This window comes from Nostoc sphaeroides (genome assembly GCF_003443655.1).
GTDB classification, from domain to species: Bacteria; Cyanobacteriota; Cyanobacteriia; order Cyanobacteriales; family Nostocaceae; genus Nostoc; species Nostoc sphaeroides.
Map to the genome: position 1 here is coordinate 1,710,315 of NZ_CP031941.1, position 22,496 is coordinate 1,732,810.

Sequence of the window (22,496 nt, forward strand, 5' to 3'; positions counted from 1 at the left end):
TACATCCTAGACTGATTATCAAAGGTGTAAAGCGGGGGTGAAAGCAGGAATAGGTGGCAATTGCTGAAAGCACCTACTGCAAGCAAGAGTTCAATGGGTAGAAAAAAAAGCGAAGTGTCGCCTGAACCACCGTCATTGGGTGAACAAGGAAAATAAGCTAATTTCATTCCTTGTGTTGGAAATATCCGGCAAAGGTAGAGACTATCAGGATTCGTTAGCCGTGATAGCGCACCACTCTTAACCTCGGTGGAGAGACACGCCCTAAAAGCTCAACTATGGATACTGGGAACGAAACAACCCTTCATGTTCTCCTGAAATTGGTAACAGGTAGGCATCAGCCATAAGACACGAAGGCGCAGGATGACTCAAGAAGCAAATGCCTAACCCGAATCAACGGGTAATGCCTGAAAAGGGATGGCGTAACTGCCAGGATAAGCAGACATGAGCCGCAGTGTGGGAAAGCTAGAGGTAACAGTAGCTATGAATAAGCCTAATTCGGATTCAGAAATGAATATCGAGGGATGGAAAACAATCAATTGGCAACAAGCTGAAAGATATGTTTTTAAGTTGCAAAAACGCATCTATGCTGCTTCCCGCCGTGGTGATGTCAAGCAATGCCGTAAACTCCAGCATACGCTGATGAGGTCTTGGTCTAACAGAGTGTTAGCGGTACGTAGGGTAACAGTTGAAAACCAAGGTAAAAAGACGGCAGGTGTGGACGGTGTGAAATCATTGCCCCCAAAAGCACGTTTTGAACTGGCAGGGCAATTAAAGCTAACTGGCAAATCCAAACCCACCCGTAGAGTATGGATTCCAAAACCAGGAAGAGATGAAAAACGCCCATTAGGAATACCCGTAATTTACGACCGCGCACTACAAGCTGTAGCAAAAGCTGCACTTGAACCAGAATGGGAGGCGGTATTTGAACCAAACTCCTATGGTTTTAGACCTGGAAGGTCATGCCACGATGCGATAAAACAGATTAAACTCTGTATTCAAAACAAGGCAAAATTCGTGTTAGACGCGGATATAGCCAAATGCTTTGACCGCATCAACCATGAAGCACTTCTCCAAAAGTTGAACATCAAGGGTAAAGTCAGGCAACAAATTAAAGCTTGGCTGAAATCCGGGGTAATAGACAAAGGAGCCTTTACTGCCACATCTGAGGGTACGCCGCAAGGTGGGGTCATCTCTCCACTTTTGGCAAATATAGCCCTCCACGGTATGGAAGAACGAATTAAACAGTATGCAGAAACCCTGCCCACCAGAAAAGGTCATGGTAAACGGGATAATCTAGCCAGCCTGAACTTAATCCGCTATGCCGATGATTTTGTGGTTCTCCACGAAAACATAACCGTTGTCCAAAGATGCCGAGAAATAATCTCGGAATGGTTAAAAGACATAGGCTTGCAGTTAAAACCTGAAAAAACCCGGCTAACTCACACACTCCTGCCGGATTTTAGTGAGGATGGTAAAGCCGGATTTGACTTTCTCGGTCATCACATCCAGCAATACCCAGCAGGGAAGTACCGCAGTAACAGAAATGGACACGGGAAAATATTAGGTTTTAACACACTCATCACCCCCACCAAGAAGGCGAGTAAGGCTCATAGTGAGGAAGTCGGAAGAATCATCAAAAAACATAGGTCTTCGCCCCAAGTGGCAGTCATAACAGACCTCAACCCTGTCATAAGGGGATGGACTTCCTACTATTCAAAATCCGACGCAAAAAACGTCGGAGAACTAGCGAAACAAGACTACCTCACATACCTGAAACTTCGACGATGGGCAAAACGCCGATGTGGAAACATAAATGATGGACACATCAAATATTGGACTTCCATTGGCGGTAACAACTGGGTATTCGCAACCAGGGAAGGGACAGCGAACCCCCTCCGGTTACTTAATCATAATGAGTTTGCTTGCAGTAGCACTGACTATGTAAAAGTTAAAAGCGATAAAAGCCCTTACGATGGCGACACAGTTTATTGGAGTAAAAGACTAGGGATACACCCCCAAATGCCTAATCGTAAGGCTAAGTTGTTAAAACTTCAAAAGGGTAAATGTCCTTGGTGCGGGTTAAGCTTCCAAGAATGGGATGTTTTAGAAGTAGACCACAAAATCCCCAGAGCATTAAGAGGCAAGGATGAGTATAAAAATCTGCAATTATTACATCGGCATTGTCACGACGAAAAGACCGCACTTGACCTAATAGAAATACGAAAGAAAGACCACTCCAAATTCCGAGAGAAACTTTCTCAATTTTGGAATAAAACTAACTGGGAGTGGATACATGATATTCCTAATTTCATAGGTCATGCTGTCAGGAAGTCCGATATGACAAATGGACAACATACTGAGTAGCCGTGTGCGGTGAAAGTCGCAAGCACGGTTCCGAATGGGAGGGGTGATGCAGTAATGCACACCTCGACCCTACCCTTGAGGAGAGCCTCACCTCTGGCTCGGATGACGCAAGGACTCCAAGTTAAGTGATCTCATTGATTCAAGAATCCTCGTGCCAATAGGCGCGAGGAGTGTCAAGATAGTAGTTCGCTTAAGCAAGTCTTAACGTTTGATTTCCTTAAACCGTTCTTTTGCCGCCTGAAACGCTTCTTGCATCACCAATTGAATTTTCTGGGGATCGGGTTTCTTACCTCCCATTAAATCACCAAAGTAAACGCAGGCTGCTTCGCCTAGTGCCCAGGTATAGGCAGCTGCCCAAGAGGCGGCGATCGCACTACCAAAACCTGGTATAAATTTAATTAACTCTCGTGCAATTGCCTGTGCTAAAAAACCACCTGCGATCGCACTCACAACGCCTCCCGCCTGAGATGGAGTAACTGTCTGTCCATATAATTTACCCAACAATCCCACCATTGATACTTGCAATGCAGTGAGTACGGGCATTGTCGCAAATGGCAGAGGTACAGCCGCAAGAGTGGCAGACATAATCGCAAATGGCAAAATATAACGGCGTGCAGCATCTCGGTAAAGATTACCAAGTTGCTTCCCAGCTTCTTCTTGATCTAATAGTTGATAAATCGCCTGCGCTTCTGCTTCTGGGAGTAGTTCTGCTAAGGAATCTCGCAGTGCTTCTAAGCCATAAAATACCGGATTATAGCCATCTTCTTCTAGGGTAAAGTCAATGAGTACAGAGCGATCGCTTATTCCTGCGAAGGCTTGTTGGATTGCCACAAATGCGCGGTTGACTTCTTGATAGTCTGGTGGATAGGCAGGATGATCGACGGTATCGGTAGGATAAACCTCGTGCAAGCAAGTAACTACCAGCAAACAGGGAATATTTGGATACTTCTGGCGCAACTGTTGAGCAATTTGTCTTAGCGTGTCAGTTGCAAAATCATTGATTTTGAGTGTGAGAAGCAGGATTCTCGCGGAACGAGTTTCCTTTTTTAAATCGCCAACTAACTCCTGGACAATTGTTTGAGTATCTTGTTTAACATCACCCAACCCGACTGTATCAGTAAAAATCAGCAACGGCAGGTCATTGGAAGGATAGGCATAGCGCTGGGTGTGTTGCGTGTGAGGACGAAATCCCTGACCGACAATTTCGGCAGAAACTCCCGTCAATCCCCGGACAATTGAACTTTTTCCCGCTTGGGGTTTACCAATCAGCAGCGCTTCAGTAGTTGGCAGTTCGGCTCGGATTTTCTCTAAAATCTCGGCAACCTGAGTTTCACTCACACTAAACCATTCAACAACCGTCTGTGCCACTTGTTCTACGGGTAGTAGTTGCGTTAGATGTGTTGTTGCTTTGTTCCAGACACCAGCAATGCGGTTTGTCCAGGAATCATCGACCGATTTGGTAGTTGCTCCATCAGTCGGTTCACTCAATTGCTGAGAATCATCTTGCTCAGTCATTTCCATCTAAACGTAGAAGACGCTTTTACTCATCTTATAGCGATTCTCAAAGGGATAACCAGTATCGTTAGTAGTGTATATACTTGGGCGATCGCATTTTGGAGGTAGCGGTGTCTCATCTCACACTCCTAAAGGAACCGTCGCCGTAAAGAAACGTAGCAAGGCAAATTCATTGTATCGGCTAACAATGCGATTGTATCGGCTGACAATGCGATTGTATCGACTGACAATGCGATTGTTTTGACTGACAATGCCATTGTATCGACTACGCTCAGTACAAGTGACAAATGACAAATGACCAATACTTCGACTACGCTCAGTACAAGTGACAAATGACTAATTAATCAAATCAACGATCGCTTTCACCAATGCATCTGGATCTACTGGTTTAGAAATATGCATTTGGAATCCGGCTGCTAATGCTTGCTGCTGATTCATTTCGCCTGCATAAGCCGTCAGAGCGATCGCTGGTACTAATCCTCCTTGCCCTGGCGATCGCGATCGCACTTCACGCATCAGCATATAACCGTCTGTCTTTGGCATTCCAATATCGCTAATTAAAACATCTGGTATCGACTCAGATAGCGCTTGTAATGCCTCCTGTGCTGAAGATACGGCAGTTACTTGTACACCGTAGTCTTGCAAAATAAAGGTAATTAAGTCGCGGATATCTGGTTCATCGTCCACGACCAAAACTTGAGTATCGGAAAGCAGTGAGGAATCAGCGTGAGAATCTAAAGACTCATTCTCTCCACGCGTGATCTGTTCACTTCTAACTAAAAGCGGTAGTTCAACGGTGAAAGTGGTACCCAATCCTTCTCCAGGACTTTCGGCTTGAACATTTCCCCCATGCATCTCTACAACCTTACGCACGATCGCTAATCCTAAACCTAATCCACCAAATGCCCGCGTAATTGTGCTATCAGCTTGGCGAAAGTAATCGAACACATAAGGCAAAAACTCTGGGCTAATTCCCTTACCTGTATCGCTGACCTGAATTTGAGCTTGATTACCAACTTCCATCAGTCGAATTTCTACCCGTCCGCCTGGTTGCGTAAATTTGACTGCATTAGAAAGTAGATTCCACACAACTTGCACAAGCCGATTTGGATCGCCCATGACTTGTCCCAAAGTGGGATCAAATATCGTTTGAATTTGAATTGAGTTAGCTTGAGCTGCGAGTTTTACTGTCTCTAGTGCGGCTTCAACCACCGTTACCAAGTTTACTGGACAGACATTCAAGTTTAATTTTCCTTGGAGGATGCGAGACACATCCAATAAATCTTCAATTAGCTGAGTTTGTAACTTGGCGTTGCGTTCAATGGTTTCTAAGGCGTGCTTAGTGGTTTTTTCATCGAAATTACGAGTTCGCAACATTTTCGACCACCCTAGAACAGAGTTGAGTGGGGTTCGCAGTTCATGAGAGAGAACCGCCAGAAATTCATCTTTGACTTTGTTGGCGATTTCTGCTTCTTTGCGTGCTTTCATTTCTCGTTCGAGGAGGCGATCGCATTCTTTCTCAACTGATTTGCGATGGGTAATATCTAGTACAAAAGCAACACCATTATTTTTGGAGTCATTCAGTAAGGCCATCCCCAAAACAATTGGGACTCGTTTCCCGTCGCGCTGGAGATATTCTTTCTCATAAATTCTCGAAACTCCAGTAGTTTGCACTTCCAAAAGGGCGCGATCGTCTAAATCTTTATATTCAATAGGAGTAAGTTCTCTCCAATTAATTTTACCCAAAGTGGCATCATCACGAGTGTAGCCAGCTAGCTGGAGAAAGGCATCATTGGCATCAAGAATAAAGCCATCCACATTCCAAAAAGCAATTCCTATTAAGTTGGATTCAAACAAACGCCGAAATCTGGCTTCACTTTCACGTAAAATCTTTTCTGCTCGTTTGTGTTCAGTAATATCACGAGAAACTGTAATTACGCCTTCAATAGTTTGCTTAGAATTCCGTAATGGTGTGAGGATATATTCATAATAATGTAATCCATCGCCGGTAATATATTCACACTCATCCTTGATTGGTTGCCCAGTTTTCATCACAGCTTGTCGTTGATTATCTACTTGTTCTACAAGGTCTGTGGGTAAATTCAGGTCTTGCAAAGTTTTTCCGACAAGATCCTGGGGCTTGAAACCTAGTATAGTAGCTGCATCAAGACTTACATACTGATAACAACCTCTGCCATCAAAGATATAAATGTGATCGACTGAGGCGGTGAGAATGGCATTTAAAATATTTGCCTGTTCTTGCACTTGGCTTGTGAGTTCACGGGTACTTTCTTCTGCTTGCTTGCAAACAGTAGTTTCCATACAAACGCCGATCATTCGCATCGCTTGCCCGCGATCGTCGTAGATAAATTTTCCTTTGGCAGAAATCCAATGTACACTTTGGTCTGATCGAACTATGCGAAATTCATCGTTGTAGTCAGACTTTTGTTGTAAAGCCTGGGCGATCCCTTGCATTACAGATTGCCTGTCTTCAGGATAAACGCACTTCTGAAACGTTTCGTAAGGGCCATCAAAACTACCTGGAAGCACACCAAAAAGCAATTCATAATTTTCAGACCAGATGACTTGATTGGTAATAATATCCCAATCCCACAAGCCCATCTGGGAAACCTCTAGGGCTAGCCTCAGCCGTTCTTCACTTTCCCTCAGTGACGCTTCTACTTGCTGTCGTTCTGCAACTTCTTGTTGGAGTTGTTCTAAAGTTACTGCTACATCTATGGGCACATTCAAGCCTGTGGATGTCCCCTGTTCAAAATGCTGCTTGATATCATATTCAACAGCTTGAATATGGGGATATTCTAATGCAAGCGCCAGTTTTTTTTCTAGCTCTATTACTTGGTTTTCAAGTGCTGCTTGCCTTTGCTGATAAAATATTTCTGATTGCTCTAACTCAGCTACACGATGCCGCAGAGCTTCTAATTCATCAGTGACTTGAAGGTTAATTTTATCAACATTTGGCATCTTACACACCGCTTATAACTAAACAATACCGATTTGAAGAATAGGCATCCCCTAGCTTTTACAGTATGGATTTTTAAGCTAAAAAATGTAATCCGTCAAAAGGTGCATAAGGTTTTAGCAAAAAGACATTCTCTGAGATTAAGAGCTATGTCTGATGACAAGACACTTTGCACTTAGTGGTGATTTAGTAATGAATTATCTCTTCAAACGCATAAAACCTGCACCAATAAATAATCCCACAACCTGTCCCCAGAAGACAACACCCGATTGGTTTACGCCAACAGGAGGAATATTTAAACTGCCGATGCCATAAAATAATTGTTGTACAAACCACCAAAAGACATAGAAAAAAGCTGGAAGTTCGATGGGAATATACAAGATTATTAGTGGTAAAATTGTGTCAATTTTAGCTTTAGGAAACTTTATAATATATGCTCCTAAAACAGCTGCGATCGCGCCATTGCTCCCAATCAGTGGTACTGTCAAACTCGGTTCCGCCAGAATTTGCACACAAAATGCGATCGCGCCAGCAGCCAGATAAAATCCGAGATAGCGTCTATGCCCCAGAATATTTTCGACAGCTTTACCAAAAACCCATAAAAATAACAGATTTCCCAATATTTGACTAAAACTGCCATGTAAGAATATTGCAACAAATAGTGAAAATGTTCGCCAAATTACAATTATCCAAGCAGCATTGTTGTAAAGTAATGCATTTGTAATTGCCCCACTAATCTGGGCTGGGATCACACCCCAACTATTAACAAAATAACCCAATTCACCACTAAAATCTAGTTTAAGTTCCCATAAAAATACGGCAACATTAATACCAATCAGCCAGTAATTAATAATCGGCTTAGTTCGACAACGAATATTATCACTAATAGGAATCATATTGATTAGTCATTAGTCATTAGTCATTAGTCATTAGTCATTAGTCATTAGTTATTAGTTATTCTCCCCCTGCCCCCTGCCCCCTGCCCTCTGCCTTCCCTACTCTCCCTTAACGTGTGGCAAGATTGAAATCAGATCGCATCGCACTTAAGTAGGCAAACGAGATGCTGGGAAACACGCTTGTAGGAAGATACCAAATTATTAGTAACTTGGGAGGTGGGGGTTTTGGTGAAACTTTTGTGGCAAGTGATACCCAATTACCCGGTTCACCTCCATGTGTCGTTAAGAAACTTAAACCCCAGGCAAGTGATCCCGTAACTTTGGAAACAGCTAGGCGTTTATTTGATACGGAAGCACAAGTTCTGTATAAATTAGGAACTCACGATCGCATTCCCCAACTTTTAGCTTACTTTGAGGATAACGCCGAATTTTATCTCGTACAGGAATTGATCGAAGGGCATGACTTGAGTCAAGAATTGATACCCGGTAAAACCTGGAGTCAAGAGCAAGTAATTTCATTTTTACAAGAACTTTTGACAATCTTAGAATTTGTCCATCAACAGAATGTAATTCACCGTGATGTCAATCCACGAAATATTCTCAGACGCCATCCAGATGGCAAATTAATCTTAATTGATTTTGGTGCAGTTAAACAAATTACTACCCAGGTAATTCTTCCCGAAGGCTCAATTAAAGGTACTGTTGCTATAGGTACACCTGGATATATCCCTGGAGAACAAGCTCATGGTACGCCAAAATTAAGCAGTGATATCTATGCTACCGGAATAATTGCTATTCAAGCTCTCACGGGATTATCACCAGAGGAAATAGTAAAAGATGCCGATACTAATGAAATTATCTGGCACAATCAAGCTACAGTAACGCCAGAATTCGCTCAATTTTTAGATAAGATGGTGTGCTACGACTTTCGCCAACGCTATGCTTCGGCAACGTTAGCATTACAAGCGCTGAAAGAGTTAACGCAACCACCCGCCCAGACAATTGCATTAACTCCTATTTCTTTGCACAAAAATATCAGCAAACCTCAACCTAAAAAAGGTATTTTGGGTAAAATTTTACTCGGAATATTTTTAATTGGGGTTAGCACAATAGCATCAATATTAATTTTAAATCACATTAATTCAAATAACGCCATAGAATTATCCAAGCAAGGAAATACGCTTTTTGATTTGCAACGCTATCAAGATGCATTAGAAGTATATGAAAAAGCCGTTAATATTAGACCAGATTATGCTGAAGCCTGGAATGGTCAAGGTAAAACGCTATCTAAATTAAAAAAATACAAAGATGCGCTAGCGGCGTATGATAAAGCAATTCAAATTCAGCCAGATAATTTTGAAGCTTGGAGTGGACGAGGTTTTGTATTGGGAAATCTACAGCGATATCAAGAAGCGATCGCCTCTTTTGACAAAGCCTTACAATTCAATAATGAAAGCTCGGAAGTCTGGAATGCTAAGGGTGAAGCTTTTAGCAATTTAAACCAATATGACCAAGCAATTAAATCTTATGAAAAAGCGATTGAATTGAAACCAGATAATTACGAAGCCTGGTATAAAAAAGGATTAGCCTTACAAAATTCTAACCGATACGAAGAAGCGATCGCAGCATATCAAAAAGTCGTGGAATTAAAACCGGACTACGAGCAAGCCTGGTATAATTGGGGAAATTCCTTAGTCAATCTGCAACGCTACCGAGACGCATTTACAGCTTATGATAAAGCTGTGCAATCCAAGGCAAATTATTATCAAGCCTGGTTATCTAGAGGTAATGTATTGCTCAATTTACAACGTTATCCAGAAGCAATTGAATCTTTTAATCAAGTAATTAAATATAATCCAGGTAACTATCAAGCATGGTATAATCTGGGTTGGTCGCTACATCAAAGCCAACGCTATGAAGAAGCAATAAAAGCTTATAAAAAAGCAGCAACCCTTAAGCAAAAAGATTATCAAGTGTGGTATAATCTGGGAAATTCGCAATACATTTTGCAAAAATACGAAGATGCGATCGCGTCTTATAATAAAGCAGTTCGTTATAAACCAGACCACGCTGAAAGCTGGTATAGCAGAGGGAATGCGCTATTAAATTTGAAACAGTTTAAAGATGCGATCGCGTCTTACGATCAAGCAATAAAATATAAGCCTAATTACCAACAAGCAATAGACGGGCGCAATCAAGCCCAAATTCAACTACAAGGCGAAATATCAAAGCCTAAACCTGTAATTGTGCCAGTTCTCCCATTTCCTAGTTCCACTAATACACCGCAAGGGAATTAAAAATGAATACAGCGTAAGTATTTTATTCATTTGAAATGGGTGGTTTATTTACGCTGTGCTGTACTATAGCCCTACTTAATCATTCGTGAACAACGAGATCCCCGACTTCTATAAGAAGTCGGGGATCTGAGTCTTGTGATTTTCACAAATCAAATAGGATTGCTATAGTACCTTAACAATTCGTAATTAGAAGCAATAATTGGAGTTTTAGTTGATTTTCAAGAATATTTTGAGATAAAAACTTATAATTCGTGGCATTACTATAAATTTCTGGTTTATTTTATCAAAAGCTGTGAGCATCGGTAGTTTCTTGGGCAATCTAAAGATAACCTAGAATTTCTTCTTACCGAACTATGCCATTAAGGAGCTAACCCTTGATCCGAGCAAACTCCAGTTTATCAACATCTAACAGAGAAAGTCATCCCTCACGAAATTTACTAATTCGATTTATTCTTGGCGGCACTACCCTTGTAGTCAGTATTTCTGCTTATTTCAGCTATCAAGCCACTAGAAATATGATGCTCAAAGATTTGAGACAGAGCGCTTTTTTAGAGGTACAGAGAGGGGGTGATGAAATTGAGGAGTGGTTACATGTTCGCCAAGTAGAGGTACAAACCCTAGCTAATACTTCAACTGTACGCTCCTTAAACTGGTCTGTGGCAGAACCCTATTTAAAGGCAGAAATTAAGCGGATCAATGAATTTTTCTTTTTCCAAATAGTTAACCCAGATGGTTCATTTTCTAATACAAAAGTTGGTCGATCAAATAAAAATATTAAGGATCGGGATTTCTTTCAAAAAGCAATTGCGGGAAAGAGCAACATTTCTGATCCCTTTATTAGCCGTTCTACAGGAATTCCTTTAATTGCGATCGCCACCCCAATCTCGTCAAATTCTGCTAACAGTAGTTCACCGATCGGAGTCTTCCACGGCAATGTGAGAGTCGATCACATTGCAGAGGTTGTTAACTCCCTGCGCTACGGCACGAATAGCTATGCTTTCGCTCTCAATTCTCAAGGACAAGCGATCGTCCATCCTAACTCGGCGTTAATGTCAACCGTAGAAAAACCTGCACCCAGCCTGCTGAAAATAGGCGATCGCAATTTAAATGCGATCGCGCAGCAGATGGTAAACAAACAACAGGGAATTGAGTTAATGGAAATTGACGGCACTAAAAAGTATATAGCTTATCTGCCGTTGCAAGCCGCTAACTGGTCTGTGGCTTTGGTGATTCCCCGCCAAAATATTGAATCTCGATTGCACTTCCTCGATTTAATCGCCTTAATTGTTGGTGGACTTACTGTCACCATGATTACTGTTTTGTGGCAAGTGCAAGCATTTGAACAAGCTGAACTAAAAAAATCTAAAACTGCGGCCGATACAGCCAACCATGCTAAAAGTGAATTTTTAGCCAACATGAGTCATGAACTACGAACGCCCCTGAATGGCATTCTCGGTTGTGCCCAAATTTTGCTGCGTTCCCCAGCTTTACCTAATCAAGAGCAATACCACGTCAATATTATTGAACAATGCGGTTCTCATTTGCTGACATTAATTAATGACATTTTGGATCTATCCAAAATTGAAGCAAAAAAGCTAGAACTGCATTCAGATGATGTGCATTTGCCATCTTTTCTCCAAGGAATTGTGGAAATATGCCAGATTCGGGCAAAGCAAAAAGGCATTTTGTTTGTCTATAAACCCGCGATCAACTTGCCTACAGGGATTCATGTTGATGTCAAAAGATTACGTCAGGTGCTATTAAATCTGTTGGGAAATGCCATCAAATTTACAGATGAAGGTGAGGTTACTTTCAATATTGAAGTAATCGATCAACCTTCCAGTGATCAGCAAAAACATCGCCTTCGTTGTACCGTAGAAGATACTGGAATTGGTATAACTCCCGCAGAATTGAGCAAAATTTTCTTGCCATTTGAACAAGTAGGTGAGAAAAAGCGCCAAGCTGAAGGTACTGGGCTGGGTTTAGCTATTACTCGGCAATTAGTACAAATGATGGGTAGCGATATCCATGTTAAGAGTCAGATCGGTCAAGGGAGTAGCTTCTGGTTTGAGTTGGAGATTCCTGAAGCGGCTGATTGGGTACAATCTGCGATGTCTACGACGGGCTACGCCTACGCTTCATCAGAGAAACAAATCATTGGCTTTGAGGGTGGCCCCTACACCATTCTGATGGTTGACGATCGCTGGGAGAATCGCACAGTGATTACAAACTTACTGCAACCATTGGGTTTTAATGTAGTTGAAGCCAACAACGGTAAAGAAGGTTTAGAAATAGCGATCGCCCTCAAGCCAGACTTAATCATCACAGATTTGCTGATGCCAGAAATGGATGGGTTTGAATTAATTAAATACCTGCGTCACACTCCAGAAATTCAGAATATCAAGATTATCGTTTCTTCCGCTAGTGTCTTTGAAGCCGACAAACATCGCAGTCTGCAAGCTGGAGGTAACGCTTTCTTAAGCAAACCTATAAATGTAGATGAATTATTGCATCAACTAGAACAATATTTAAATTTGGTATGGATTTACAAGCAATCTCAGCCTGATGGAGAAAAAGCCAAAGAAGCAACAGCAAATAGCCAATCGCCTCAATTAACCCCTCCTTCCCCCCAAGTTTTGCAAGAACTAGTCACCTTAGCCAGTAAAGGTAACTTCAATGCCATTCTCAAGTGGGCCGATCAACTGGAGGAAACAGACATAACCTTCGCGCCATTTGCTAACGAAATCAGGCAACTAGCAAGGCAATTTGATGAAGATTTAATTCTCAATTTTTTGACTCAATATGCAATGAAAACAGTATGAAAACTACTATTGAAAACCAGAATAATTCTATCAATTCCGCTCATTCGAGGGGAATCATTTTAGTCGTTGATGATAACCCTGCCAATTTACAAGTTTTATCCAGCTTTTTGGATCAGTCTAGCTTTGAAGTTTGGGCAGCACGGAGCGGTGAGAAAGCCCTTGGGCGATTAGAAAATGATGATTTACCTGATTTAATCTTGCTGGATGTAATGATGCCCGGTATCGATGGTTTTGAAACCTGTAAACAGCTAAAAAGCAATCCTCGTGTCCAAGATATTCCGGTCATTTTTATGACAGCCCTCTCAGGAACTGCTGATAAAATCAAAGGTTTGCAATTGGGAGCCGTAGACTACATTACCAAACCTTTTCAGCATGAAGAAGTCTTAGTACGGATCGAAAATCACCTCAAGCTGAGAAATTTGACGAAAACTTTAATCGCTAAAAACGCCGAATTGCAACAGACTCAAACTCAACTGATTCAAGCAGAAAAAGTAGCAGCTTTAGGCCAACTGACAGCAGGAATTGCTCATGAAGTTAATAATCCCATCAATTTTATAGCTGGCAACTTAAATTTTGTTGAACAGTATGTACAGGAGGTAGTTAGTTTACTCTATCTCTATCAAAAACATCTGCCTGATCCACCAGAGGAAATTAAAACCGCGATTAAAAAAAGCGATCTAAATTTTTTGTTAGATGATTTATCTAAAATTATTCAATCCATGCAAGTTGGTACAGATCGCGTTACAGAAATTGTGTCGTATTTAAACAACTTTTCCCGACACAGGGAAACGGGTAAAAAACTAGCTAACTTACATGAAGGGTTAGAAAGTACATTACTCATTCTCGGACATCGGTTTAAATATAATGCTCACCAACCAATGATCAAATTAGTTAAAGAGTATGGAAGCTTGCCACTTGTTGAGTGTTTTCCTGGGGAAATTAATCAGGTTTTTATGAATTTAATTTGTAATGCGATCGATGCAATTGAAGAAAAATATAGAAATAAAGATATTGAGACAATTTCTCAAAATACTGGAGTTATTAAAATTAAAACTGAGGCAATTGGAGAGCAAGTTATTTTAAGAATTGCCGACAATGGCTCAGGTATAAGTAAAGCAGATGCAACAAAAATATATGATGCCTTTTATACAACAAAACCCGTTGGTAAAGGGACAGGGCTTGGTCTATCTATTGCTTACCAAATTGTGGTTAATAATCATCACGGCAAGCTCACATACGATTCCAAACCAGGTGAAGGCATAGAGTTTATCATTGAACTACCCATCCGATGAAACCAATTCGCAATTCGCAATTCGCAATTAAACTAAGCCCGACACTAGGGGTGGGGTTTCAACCTACCTTGCGATACAAGGATTATTCGTATCCCCTCAATACTTGCGGCAGCAGCCCAATGATGGGCATTTCCTAACTCTGGCTAGAAACGAGGTTTTAAAAACTGTATTGTCCGATAAATGAAAATTTACAAACTAAATAAATGAAACACGTAGGGGCACAATATATTGTGCCTCTACTCGCATTTTAAAATTGTTATATGTAAAAGTCCTTCCTCTAAAAATTGCTGTAACTATCGAATATTAACCTCTTGCAGGTAATTTCCTCCTTGAATATATTCAATTTTAGTCACTGAATTTTTAGATACAAATGAATTTTTTATTTTTGCAGAAGCGACATTTTGATAATCAGTCAGCAGGCGTTGTTTTTGAGTATACTCATTCAATTTTACTTGAGCTTGAGCATAAACTAGAGTATCGTTGGGAATATTTCGGAGAAATTTTATAGCCAGATCAAAATCACCAACAAGTGCTTGTTTATAAGCTTTCTGTAAAAAGTAAGCTGCTCTAATCTGACGCTTTCGATTGTACTCAGCCAACTTGTCTTGAACTAAAGCACCCGCACGACTTTCTTTAGGAATTTGCCGCAGATATTGTAATGCAGCAGAAAAATCTTTTGTATCGGCACTTTCGTAAGCTTTTGCTAATAAATCTTGCGTCTGTGCTTCAATGTTGACGTATGCTTGCTGAACTAGTTTATCTGTTTTAGATTGCCAATATGAAATATTTGGACTTTTAGCAACAGCATGAATAACATCTGACCATTTGCTCTCATTAAAAGCTGTTTGAGCTATTTGATATTGCTGTGCAGCTACTTGCCATTGCTCTTGCCATTCTTCAATTGTGGCTTGCGCTTCTGGATAAACATTGCTGTGGGAGGGAATTGATTTAGCAAGTGCGATCGCTTCTTCTAAATCTCCTGCTTGATATTCTTGTGTGGCTTTAGATAAAGTTTCTGTTTCTGAGTATGCAGGCGCAGCATTAATTAAAGAATATACACCAAATCCCATCACTAAAGAATTAGCCGCCAGTCCTACTTTCATTCCTGTTAATAACGGAGATGAATTTCCAGATGTAAGATTATCATCTTCAATCGCCGCCTCTATAAAAAATTGCTCATCTGTTTCTAATATTTCTATTGGCTGTTCCCATATTATTTGTTTAAGCACCCGCAGCACCTCACTCGCAGACTGAAAGCGGTTTTGATAATCGTAACGGATCATTTGGCTGAGAACAGCAGCTAGATAATCATTAACTGGCGTGTTTTCAGAACGCCAAACAATTTCATTAGTATAAGGATCAGCTTTTAATTGCAGTGGTTCTAACCCAGTTAAAGCCTGGATGGCAATCATACCCAAAGCATAAATATCACTGTTGGGCTGTGTTTCTCCAATAAATTGCTCTGGCGGTATATAACCTAATGAAGTGACAGGAATTCTATAAATGGGCAATTCCGCACCTATGCCAAAATCGATAGACTGAATTGAGCCAAAGTCAATCAAAGCTAACTTGAAATCGCTATTACGTCTGATCAAATTTTCTGGTTTGATATCGCAATGGATAACGCCGTGAGAATGAACAAATTCCAGAATATCTAAGACATCTATCAGGAATTCTACAACTTCCCTTTCACTCCACAGACATCCCCATTGTTGAGCAATGGGTAATTCCCTAGCCAGCGCATATCCTTCAATCCATTCTTGGACTAAATAAAATTGGTCGTTTTCTTCAAAGCAGGCGATAAATTCAGGAATTTGGTGATGGCTTCCCAAAAGCTTGAGGGTTTGGGTTTCAGTCTGAAACAGTAACCTTAGCATCTCCAAGTAGCCAGATTCGGAACTACTAACTTTAATCTGTTTAACAACGCATTTGGGATTCTCTGGATAATCTACGTCTACAGCTATGTATGTTTGTCCAAATACCCCTGCACCCAGGCTTTGGATAATTTTGTAACGCCCTTGTAGTAATTTACCGATTATGTGGTAGGTCATGATCTGGTTACTCAGTAAGTCCTTTATTTAGTTTTCATGCCATTCCCTCCTGTTTCCGGAATACTTTAGAAATAAATAAACGGAATTTTGATACCTTAAATGCAAGTTTAATTTTTAAGTATTTTTGCGTAATGAAATATAATTTTTTATTAAAATTCGTATTTTTTATTTCATTGACTATTTTCGATGAAATTCAAGCAAAGGTGTCTGATGTGCAACCTGAGTTAACCTTATCTGAGTGGGAACCGTTATAGCTTCTAGACTTTAGCTAAAATCAATTAAAATCTGAATAAAAAGCTGGTAGGGGCTTGTCTTTACCCATAGATGTCAACTTAAGCTCAAAAGCTTTTCAACTCTCGTTTCCAGCAAGAGGCTGGAAATGCTGCTCCTAGCGGTTCCGCCGCCAGTAAGGGAGGCGGAGCCTCAACGATGGGCATTCCCAGTCGGAGACTGGGAACGAGGTATAGTTGCTGTTTGATGCATTTTTTTTTACCTTGACTTTTGTCAGCCTAATAATATTAAATACATTTTTATTTGAGTTTTGAATTGTTTAACTATTAGCTTCCTCTTCGGGTTCAACTACTTCAGATTTATCTTGTAACGGCTTCACCACCCGTGCGATCGCTTCTTGAATAAAAGCTTTAATAAATTCATCTCTGCGATTAATTTGAAACTGTCGCTGCACAACTTCTGTCATTCCACCATCACCCCAATCTTGGTCATGACGAAAATATTCAATAAAACTTTTACCAGCAATTCGTGTTAAATAAGCTGCTGTCACACCTTGAATTGCTCTACCAATAATAAAGGTGGCAACATTGAGTTGCAAAGCTGTAGATAATAATTGAATCGCTCCTTTGACAATGCCTAAACTAGCAATCGTTTTCGCTAAAGAAAGGGCTAACTCTCGCCCCCGTTCCATATTCAATTCACAGCCGTAAACTCTGCCAATTTCCACAACCATTTGAGCATTAACAGCTGCTGTCGCCAACAAATCTACCACTGGTATAGGCGTAACTGATACCACACCAGCACCAATCCACTGAAAGCGTTCTACAATTTTGTCAGCTTGACGGCGACGCTGGCCATCGATGAGTTTTCGCGCTTCGTCTCCCAATCGCAGAGATTGTAAAAGAATATTATCTGCCACCAAATCTTCACCTTCGGCGCGTAAAACAGCCGCCGTGCGCCGCAGCAAAGGAACAATATCGGGTTCCGGCTGGAAGGTTTCGCCAGTTTCTAATTGTGCAGGTTGGGGATTAGCAGCGATCGCCACCACATCATTAGTAGCAATAAATCCCCGTACCCGTTGACGCAACCTTGCAAGAATGGATTCTTTATCTTCATCTGTATATAAATCAGTTTTGTTGAGAACTAAGAGCGATCGCTTCCCAATTTCTGCTAATCCCCGCAATGGCTCATATTCTGAGCGCCGTAAGTCATTATCTACCACAAACAACAGTAAATCGGCTTCTGTCGCCAGTTCTCGCGCCATTTGTTCCCGTTCCGTTCCCGCTACTCCCGCTTCTAAAATCCCTGGCGTATCCGTAATTAAAATCTTGCGTTCTAATCCCTTCAACCGCAGACAATAGGTTTCTCCCACCTGGGTTGTACCCATCGGTGCATCCACTTGACCCACCATGCGTCCCATAATCGCATTAACTAGAGAAGTTTTGCCAGCACTCCCCGTACCAAATACCACTACTTGAATTTCACCGCGTGCTAAGTTTGCTTCAATCTCGCGCGATTTACTTAATAAAGCTTGGCGTGCTACTTCATCTTGAATTTGCCCTACCTGTTGGCGCACAGCTTGGAGAGTTGTAGAAGCAGCATCAGATTTGCCAGCAGGAATTTGCGCCGCAGTTACTCGCTTTGGGTTGCGGCGCGATCGCTTTTCTCCAGATTGAATCACCAATACATAATAGACAAAAGCGGCAACCAACGCTCCAATCAGGACAATCAGCAGCAACAGCAGCAAATTGCCTAGCAACGGCGAATAGGACAATTGCCAATAGAGGCGCGATAGGGAATCAATTAGCCATAGGGCTAGCCCCAAAATGACAATCAGACCAACAATCAGCGTTACTATGCGTGACAGAGGCATGGCTGGGAAAGATTAGTGGATATTCAGTAGGCAGATGCTTCTGATCTTAATAGTTTCACGCGATGTGCGACTTAATATTCTGACCTCACTTCCATTCCTCTCTCCTTTGAGGGTGAAACGTAAGGGCACAGTATTACTCTCATCCTTAAGCTAGTAGCTTTTAAAATGTTATTCGTTCATTATGAAGCTCGCGTGTTCTAATCTTTTAGTGGACTAACGCCAATTTTGGCAACTTTTTTGAGAACAAAGAGAGAAATAAACTTATGGGACTTTTCGATCAAATTCTTGGTGCCGTTGCTAATCCCAATCAACAGGGCAGCTTAGGTCAATTGGGAAGTATTGTTAACACTGTACAGCAGTTGAGCGATACCTACAGTGGGCAAAGCGATCGCACTGGCACAGATCCATCTACCATCCAATCAGTTTTGTCAATTGTCGGTAGTCAAGTGCGTTCTGTTTTACAACAAAAGCAAGCTACAGATGGTAATGAAGCCGCACAAAGTCTAGTTAATCAATATGCTGGTACTTCACCTAACCCCCAAGCCGTCAATTCGCTGTTTTCTCCTCAGATACAACAACAGGTAGCTCAGGTTGCTTCCCAGCGCACTGGATTGGATGCTAGTATAGTTCAACAATTGCTGCCTTTAGCAGTACCTTTAGTACTGAGTTTTTTGCAATCAGGTGCAAATGCTCAAAATCCCCAAGCTGGCGGGAATTCTGTACTTAATTCCTTCTTGGATGCTGACGGCGATGGTGATGTCGATATCGCTGATGCCATCCAAATGGCTAGTCGGTATATGAAACGTTAACACTTCTTAACCCCCACTCCCCACTCCCCACTCCCCACTCCCCACTCCTAACTCCCCACTCCCCACTCCCTTAGACATCGACAATTAACCCTTGCTAGATTTTTAGCTAAAGCATAGGCTGAGAAGATAGAAAATTTGTAAATAGATATCAGACAGTCTATGGCTAAAGTTTTTGACTGTATTACTGAGGAACAGCAAGGCTTTATTGCAGCCCAACACATTTTCTTTGTTGGCTCTGCACCCTTGAGTCCTACGGGTCATGTTAACCTCTCTCCTAAAGGTTTAGGCTGCTTTCGCGTCCTCTCTCCCAACCGAGTAGGTTATTTAGACCTTACAGGCAGTGGTAACGAAACATCAGCGCATTTGCAAGAAAATGGGCGAATAACCTTCATGTTTTGCGCCTTTGAGGAACCCGCCCGTATCCTCCGTCTTTACGGTCAAGGAAAGACGATTTTACCGAATTCTCCAGATTGGGACTCCCTATACTCTTTGTTTGTGCCGATACCTGGAACTCGTCAAATTATTGTCGCTGACATTGAAAAAATACAGATTTCTTGTGGTTTTGGCGTACCACTTTATGAATATCAAGGTGAGCGCCAGACTTTAGTAGACTGGGCTAGTAAAAAAGGCGAAGAGGGAGTTCGAGAATATCAACAGCAGAAAAATCTCGTCAGCATTGACGGTTTAGCCACACCACTAAGTAAATTACCCTAAAGAAAGACAAAAGCGGACTTTGGGGCATGAGTTATGGATTATTCTATTCGTCCACTTAAACAGCAAGATGAGCCTTTCCTTTGGGAAATGTTGTACGAAGCAGCCCATATAGTAGAAGAAGGTAATTTGACAGTGCAGGATGCAATGAATAATCCTGATTTGGCAAAATATGTTAAAGATTGGGGACGTAAAGATGATAGCGGCTTTATCGCTATTCTAGAAAGTAGTAATCAACCAGTAGGAGCGGCATGGCTGCGTCTATTGACTGGTGAAAATAAGGGATATGGCTATGTTGATGATCAAACTCCTGAACTAGCTATTGCCATTCTTCCTCAACATAGAAATAAAGGCATAGGAACGCAGTTACTCACACATTTGTTAGCAGCAGCTAAAACATTTTATCCATCAATATCACTTAGTACCAGAGCGACAAATCCAGCCGTGGGTTTATATAAACGATTTGGCTGGGAAGTTCTTGCTGATAGTGAGACAATCAACCGAGTTGGTGGCGTCTCTTTCAAAATGAAAATTGATTTTTAAGCTCAAAGTTCGTCGCTTGTAGGGTGCGTTATGGCTTTAAGCCTAACGCACCGCTTAAGACCCTTTAGAATCGGTGTCAGCGCCAATTATTACTTGGAACAAGTTTCCTAGTAAAGAGAAAAACGCCAAAACTAACACTATCAGCATTAAACTAGCAAGGGCAGCAAAGGGAGAGATGATGAATAAGAGTAAGAGTGCAAGCATCAAAATCGTTAGTAATGTCTTATTCATCTTTTTTCACCTTAAATAGTTGCTACTCTCAAGCTAACCAATTAAGTCATGACCTTGACCACAGTCTATAGAAGGAATTAGTCTTAGGCGATCGCTTAAAGTACTAAGTACCGCTTTGCATAAGTTCGTAACTTTTTTAAACGCAAAGGAACGCGGAGGTTAGCGCAAAGGAACGCAGAGTGTTTCTATAGATAATTCGCTACGAATTAATGAAATGGTGTACTTAGTTGTGGGGGACTCTGACTCCCAATTGAGTTACATTTTTTAACTGATAACTGATAACTGATAACTAATAACTGTTAAATGCGCCTCCTCCAGGAGTTTCTATCACAAAAACATCTCCAGGTTTCATCTCTACTGTTGCTGTGCTGTCTAAATTCTCTTCAATTCCATTGTGACGTTGTATCCAATTGCGTCCGACAATTCCGGCTTCTCCGCCATTTAATCCAAAGGGAGGGACAACCCGATGTCCAGAAAGAATATTAGCTGTCATGGGTTCTAAAAAACGGATGCGGCGCACAACTCCATTACCACCGGAATATTGCCCTTTACCACCACTATCGGGACGAATACTAAAGCTTTCTAAAAGTACAGGATAACGGGTTTCTAAAACTTCTGGATCGGTCAAGCGAGAGTTAGTCATGTGAGAATGAACACCATCAGTTCCATCAAAATCAATTCCTGCTCCAGAGCCGCCGCAGATAGTTTCATAATATTGATATTGCTCATTACCAAAAGTAAAATTATTCATCGTTCCTTGAGAAGCAGCCATGATACCTAAAGCGCCGTATAAAGCATCGACAATGGTTTGAGAAGTTTCGACATTACCCGCTACTACTGCTGCTGGATAAGTTGGATTCAGCATACAGCCAACCGGAATAATAATTTCTAGAGGGTTAAGACACCCGGCATTAAGTGGAATATTATCATCAACTAAAGTCCGAAAGACGTATAAAACTGCGGCTTGAGTGACAGCTTTGGGAGCATTAAAATTACTATTTAGTTGCCGAGAAGTTCCAGTAAAATCAATGGTAGCACTACGATTTTCTTGATGAATCGTCACTTGAACTTGAATTCGTGCCCCATTATCCATTTCATAAATAAATGAACCATCCTTGAGAAGATTGATAGCCTTTCTCACCGACTCCTCAGCATTAGCTTGTACAAACTTCATGTAAGCTTGAACAGTATCGAGCTTGTATTGTGAAACCATTTTACGAAGCTCTTGTACTCCCCGTTCATTTGCGGCAATTTGTGCTTTAAAATCAGCGATATTTTGGTCAAGGTTACGAGCAGGATAAGTATGAGTTGAGAGGTGTTGTCTGACTGCGGTTTCTCGAAAATTGCCCTCTTCAACCAAGAGAAAATTATCAAAAATAATTCCTTCCTCTTCTACTGTAGTACTGTGGGGAGGCATTGAACCGGGAGTAACTCCACCGATATCTGCTTGGTGTCCACGAGAAGCAACAAAAAAGAGGGGAGTAGGGAATGGAGTATTTTCACAACTCTCTAGAAAAACAGGGGTAATTGCAGTTACGTCGGGAAGGTGGGTTCCGCCATTATAGGGGTTATTAGATAGATAGACATTTCCTGGTTTTAGGGTGTCGCCTTTTTCGTTAATTAAACTGCGGACACTTTCACTCATTGAGCCTAAATGTACAGGAATGTGGGGGGCATTAGCAACTAATAATCCAGATGAGTCAAAAATAGCGCAGGAGAAATCCAGCCTTTCTTTGATATTTACAGATGCTGCCGTATTCTGGAGAACAATTCCCATTTGTTCGGCGATAAATTGATAGAGATTTTTGAATATTTCTAAGCGGATGGGATCTGGTTGCGTTGTTGTGTACATGTTTGATTCCTATTGTTTGCTAAAATTAT

Annotated in this window: 14 protein-coding genes; 7 read left to right on the top strand and 7 right to left on the bottom strand. The window is 41.3% G+C overall.

Annotation, left to right across the window (positions count from 1 at the left end; all coding sequences use genetic code 11):
* The first annotated feature begins 441 nt into the window (after window positions 1–441).
* On the top strand, window positions 442–2,364 hold the full coding sequence (ltrA, locus tag D1367_RS07890; RefSeq protein WP_220451013.1) for a group II intron reverse transcriptase/maturase: 1,923 nt from the start codon (window positions 442–444) through the stop codon (window positions 2,362–2,364).
* Window positions 2,365–2,565: 201 nt separating this feature from the next.
* Here ltrA and D1367_RS07895 read toward each other — a convergent pair whose 3' ends face one another.
* From D1367_RS07895 to D1367_RS07905, 3 genes are all read right to left on the bottom strand, one after another.
* Window positions 2,566–3,879, bottom strand: coding sequence for a GTPase family protein (locus D1367_RS07895; protein WP_118171213.1), 1,314 nt, complete (start codon window positions 3,877–3,879; stop codon window positions 2,566–2,568).
* A gap of 336 nt (window positions 3,880–4,215) precedes the next feature.
* On the bottom strand, window positions 4,216–6,861 hold the full coding sequence (locus tag D1367_RS07900; protein ID WP_118165453.1) for a PAS domain-containing hybrid sensor histidine kinase/response regulator: 2,646 nt from the start codon (window positions 6,859–6,861) through the stop codon (window positions 4,216–4,218).
* A 195-nt stretch (window positions 6,862–7,056) separates the two neighbouring features.
* Window positions 7,057–7,755, bottom strand: coding sequence for a rhomboid family intramembrane serine protease (locus tag D1367_RS07905; protein WP_118165455.1), 699 nt, complete (start codon window positions 7,753–7,755; stop codon window positions 7,057–7,059).
* 164 nt (window positions 7,756–7,919) lie between these two features.
* Between D1367_RS07905 and D1367_RS07910 the strand changes: the two genes are divergently transcribed.
* The 3 genes from D1367_RS07910 to D1367_RS07920 all read left to right on the top strand — a co-directional run bounded on the left by D1367_RS07910 (window position 7,920) and on the right by D1367_RS07920 (window position 14,166).
* The gene (locus tag D1367_RS07910) at window positions 7,920–10,052 is read left to right on the top strand and encodes a tetratricopeptide repeat protein (protein ID WP_118165457.1); all 2,133 of its coding nucleotides are present in this window, start codon (window positions 7,920–7,922) and stop codon (window positions 10,050–10,052) included.
* Between the two features lie 374 nt (window positions 10,053–10,426).
* The gene (locus D1367_RS07915; RefSeq protein ID WP_267255541.1) at window positions 10,427–12,874 is read left to right on the top strand and encodes a hybrid sensor histidine kinase/response regulator; all 2,448 of its coding nucleotides are present in this window, start codon (window positions 10,427–10,429) and stop codon (window positions 12,872–12,874) included.
* A complete protein-coding gene (locus tag D1367_RS07920) occupies window positions 12,871–14,166 on the top strand; it encodes a hybrid sensor histidine kinase/response regulator (protein ID WP_118165459.1) in 1,296 nt (431 codons plus the stop codon). Before D1367_RS07915 ends, D1367_RS07920 begins: the two co-directional genes overlap by 4 nt.
* A gap of 293 nt (window positions 14,167–14,459) precedes the next feature.
* On the opposite strand, the gene D1367_RS07925 is transcribed toward D1367_RS07920, so the two are convergent.
* Entirely contained in the window at window positions 14,460–16,217 is a 1,758-nt protein-coding gene (locus tag D1367_RS07925) for a serine/threonine-protein kinase (RefSeq protein ID WP_118165461.1), read from the bottom strand.
* 550 nt (window positions 16,218–16,767) lie between these two features.
* Window positions 16,768–18,321 (bottom strand): YcjF family protein, encoded by a 1,554-nt coding sequence (locus tag D1367_RS07930; RefSeq protein ID WP_118165463.1) that lies wholly within the window; start codon window positions 18,319–18,321, stop codon window positions 16,768–16,770.
* Between the two features lie 263 nt (window positions 18,322–18,584).
* Here D1367_RS07930 and D1367_RS07935 point away from each other — a divergent pair, with 263 nt between their 5' ends.
* The 3 genes from D1367_RS07935 (at window position 18,585) to D1367_RS07945 (ending at window position 20,384) form a co-directional block, all read left to right on the top strand.
* Window positions 18,585–19,130, top strand: a complete 546-nt coding sequence (locus D1367_RS07935; RefSeq protein WP_118165465.1) for a DUF937 domain-containing protein — start codon at window positions 18,585–18,587, stop codon at window positions 19,128–19,130.
* Between the two features lie 159 nt (window positions 19,131–19,289).
* Entirely contained in the window at window positions 19,290–19,844 is a 555-nt protein-coding gene (locus D1367_RS07940; protein ID WP_118165467.1) for a pyridoxamine 5'-phosphate oxidase family protein, read from the top strand.
* A gap of 33 nt (window positions 19,845–19,877) precedes the next feature.
* Window positions 19,878–20,384 (top strand): GNAT family N-acetyltransferase, encoded by a 507-nt coding sequence (locus D1367_RS07945; protein ID WP_118165469.1) that lies wholly within the window; start codon window positions 19,878–19,880, stop codon window positions 20,382–20,384.
* A gap of 54 nt (window positions 20,385–20,438) precedes the next feature.
* Here D1367_RS07945 and D1367_RS30595 read toward each other — a convergent pair whose 3' ends face one another.
* Both D1367_RS30595 and D1367_RS07950 read right to left on the bottom strand, forming a co-directional pair.
* Entirely contained in the window at window positions 20,439–20,615 is a 177-nt protein-coding gene (locus tag D1367_RS30595) for a hypothetical protein (RefSeq protein WP_181985100.1), read from the bottom strand.
* Window positions 20,616–20,904: 289 nt separating this feature from the next.
* Entirely contained in the window at window positions 20,905–22,467 is a 1,563-nt protein-coding gene (locus D1367_RS07950; RefSeq protein ID WP_118165471.1) for a hydantoinase B/oxoprolinase family protein, read from the bottom strand.
* Window positions 22,468–22,496: the final 29 nt, after the last annotated feature.

What these genes read in the sequence shown, in the direction of transcription:
- D1367_RS30595 (WP_181985100.1), bottom strand. Translation starts at nt 20,615, where the DNA reads ATGAATAAGACATTACTAACGATTTTGATGCTTGCACTCTTACTCTTA.
- D1367_RS07895 (WP_118171213.1), bottom strand. Translation starts at nt 3,879, where the DNA reads ATGACTGAGCAAGATGATTCTCAGCAATTGAGTGAACCGACTGATGGA.
- D1367_RS07950 (WP_118165471.1), bottom strand. Translation starts at nt 22,467, where the DNA reads ATGTACACAACAACGCAACCAGATCCCATCCGCTTAGAAATATTCAAA.
- D1367_RS07930 (WP_118165463.1), bottom strand. Translation starts at nt 18,321, where the DNA reads ATGCCTCTGTCACGCATAGTAACGCTGATTGTTGGTCTGATTGTCATT.
- ltrA (WP_220451013.1), top strand. Translation starts at nt 442, where the DNA reads ATGAGCCGCAGTGTGGGAAAGCTAGAGGTAACAGTAGCTATGAATAAG.
- D1367_RS07900 (WP_118165453.1), bottom strand. Translation starts at nt 6,861, where the DNA reads ATGCCAAATGTTGATAAAATTAACCTTCAAGTCACTGATGAATTAGAA.
- D1367_RS07905 (WP_118165455.1), bottom strand. Translation starts at nt 7,755, where the DNA reads ATGATTCCTATTAGTGATAATATTCGTTGTCGAACTAAGCCGATTATT.
- D1367_RS07910 (WP_118165457.1), top strand. Translation starts at nt 7,920, where the DNA reads ATGCTGGGAAACACGCTTGTAGGAAGATACCAAATTATTAGTAACTTG.
- D1367_RS07925 (WP_118165461.1), bottom strand. Translation starts at nt 16,217, where the DNA reads ATGACCTACCACATAATCGGTAAATTACTACAAGGGCGTTACAAAATT.
- D1367_RS07920 (WP_118165459.1), top strand. Translation starts at nt 12,871, where the DNA reads ATGAAAACTACTATTGAAAACCAGAATAATTCTATCAATTCCGCTCAT.
- D1367_RS07935 (WP_118165465.1), top strand. Translation starts at nt 18,585, where the DNA reads ATGGGACTTTTCGATCAAATTCTTGGTGCCGTTGCTAATCCCAATCAA.
- D1367_RS07940 (WP_118165467.1), top strand. Translation starts at nt 19,290, where the DNA reads ATGGCTAAAGTTTTTGACTGTATTACTGAGGAACAGCAAGGCTTTATT.
- D1367_RS07945 (WP_118165469.1), top strand. Translation starts at nt 19,878, where the DNA reads ATGGATTATTCTATTCGTCCACTTAAACAGCAAGATGAGCCTTTCCTT.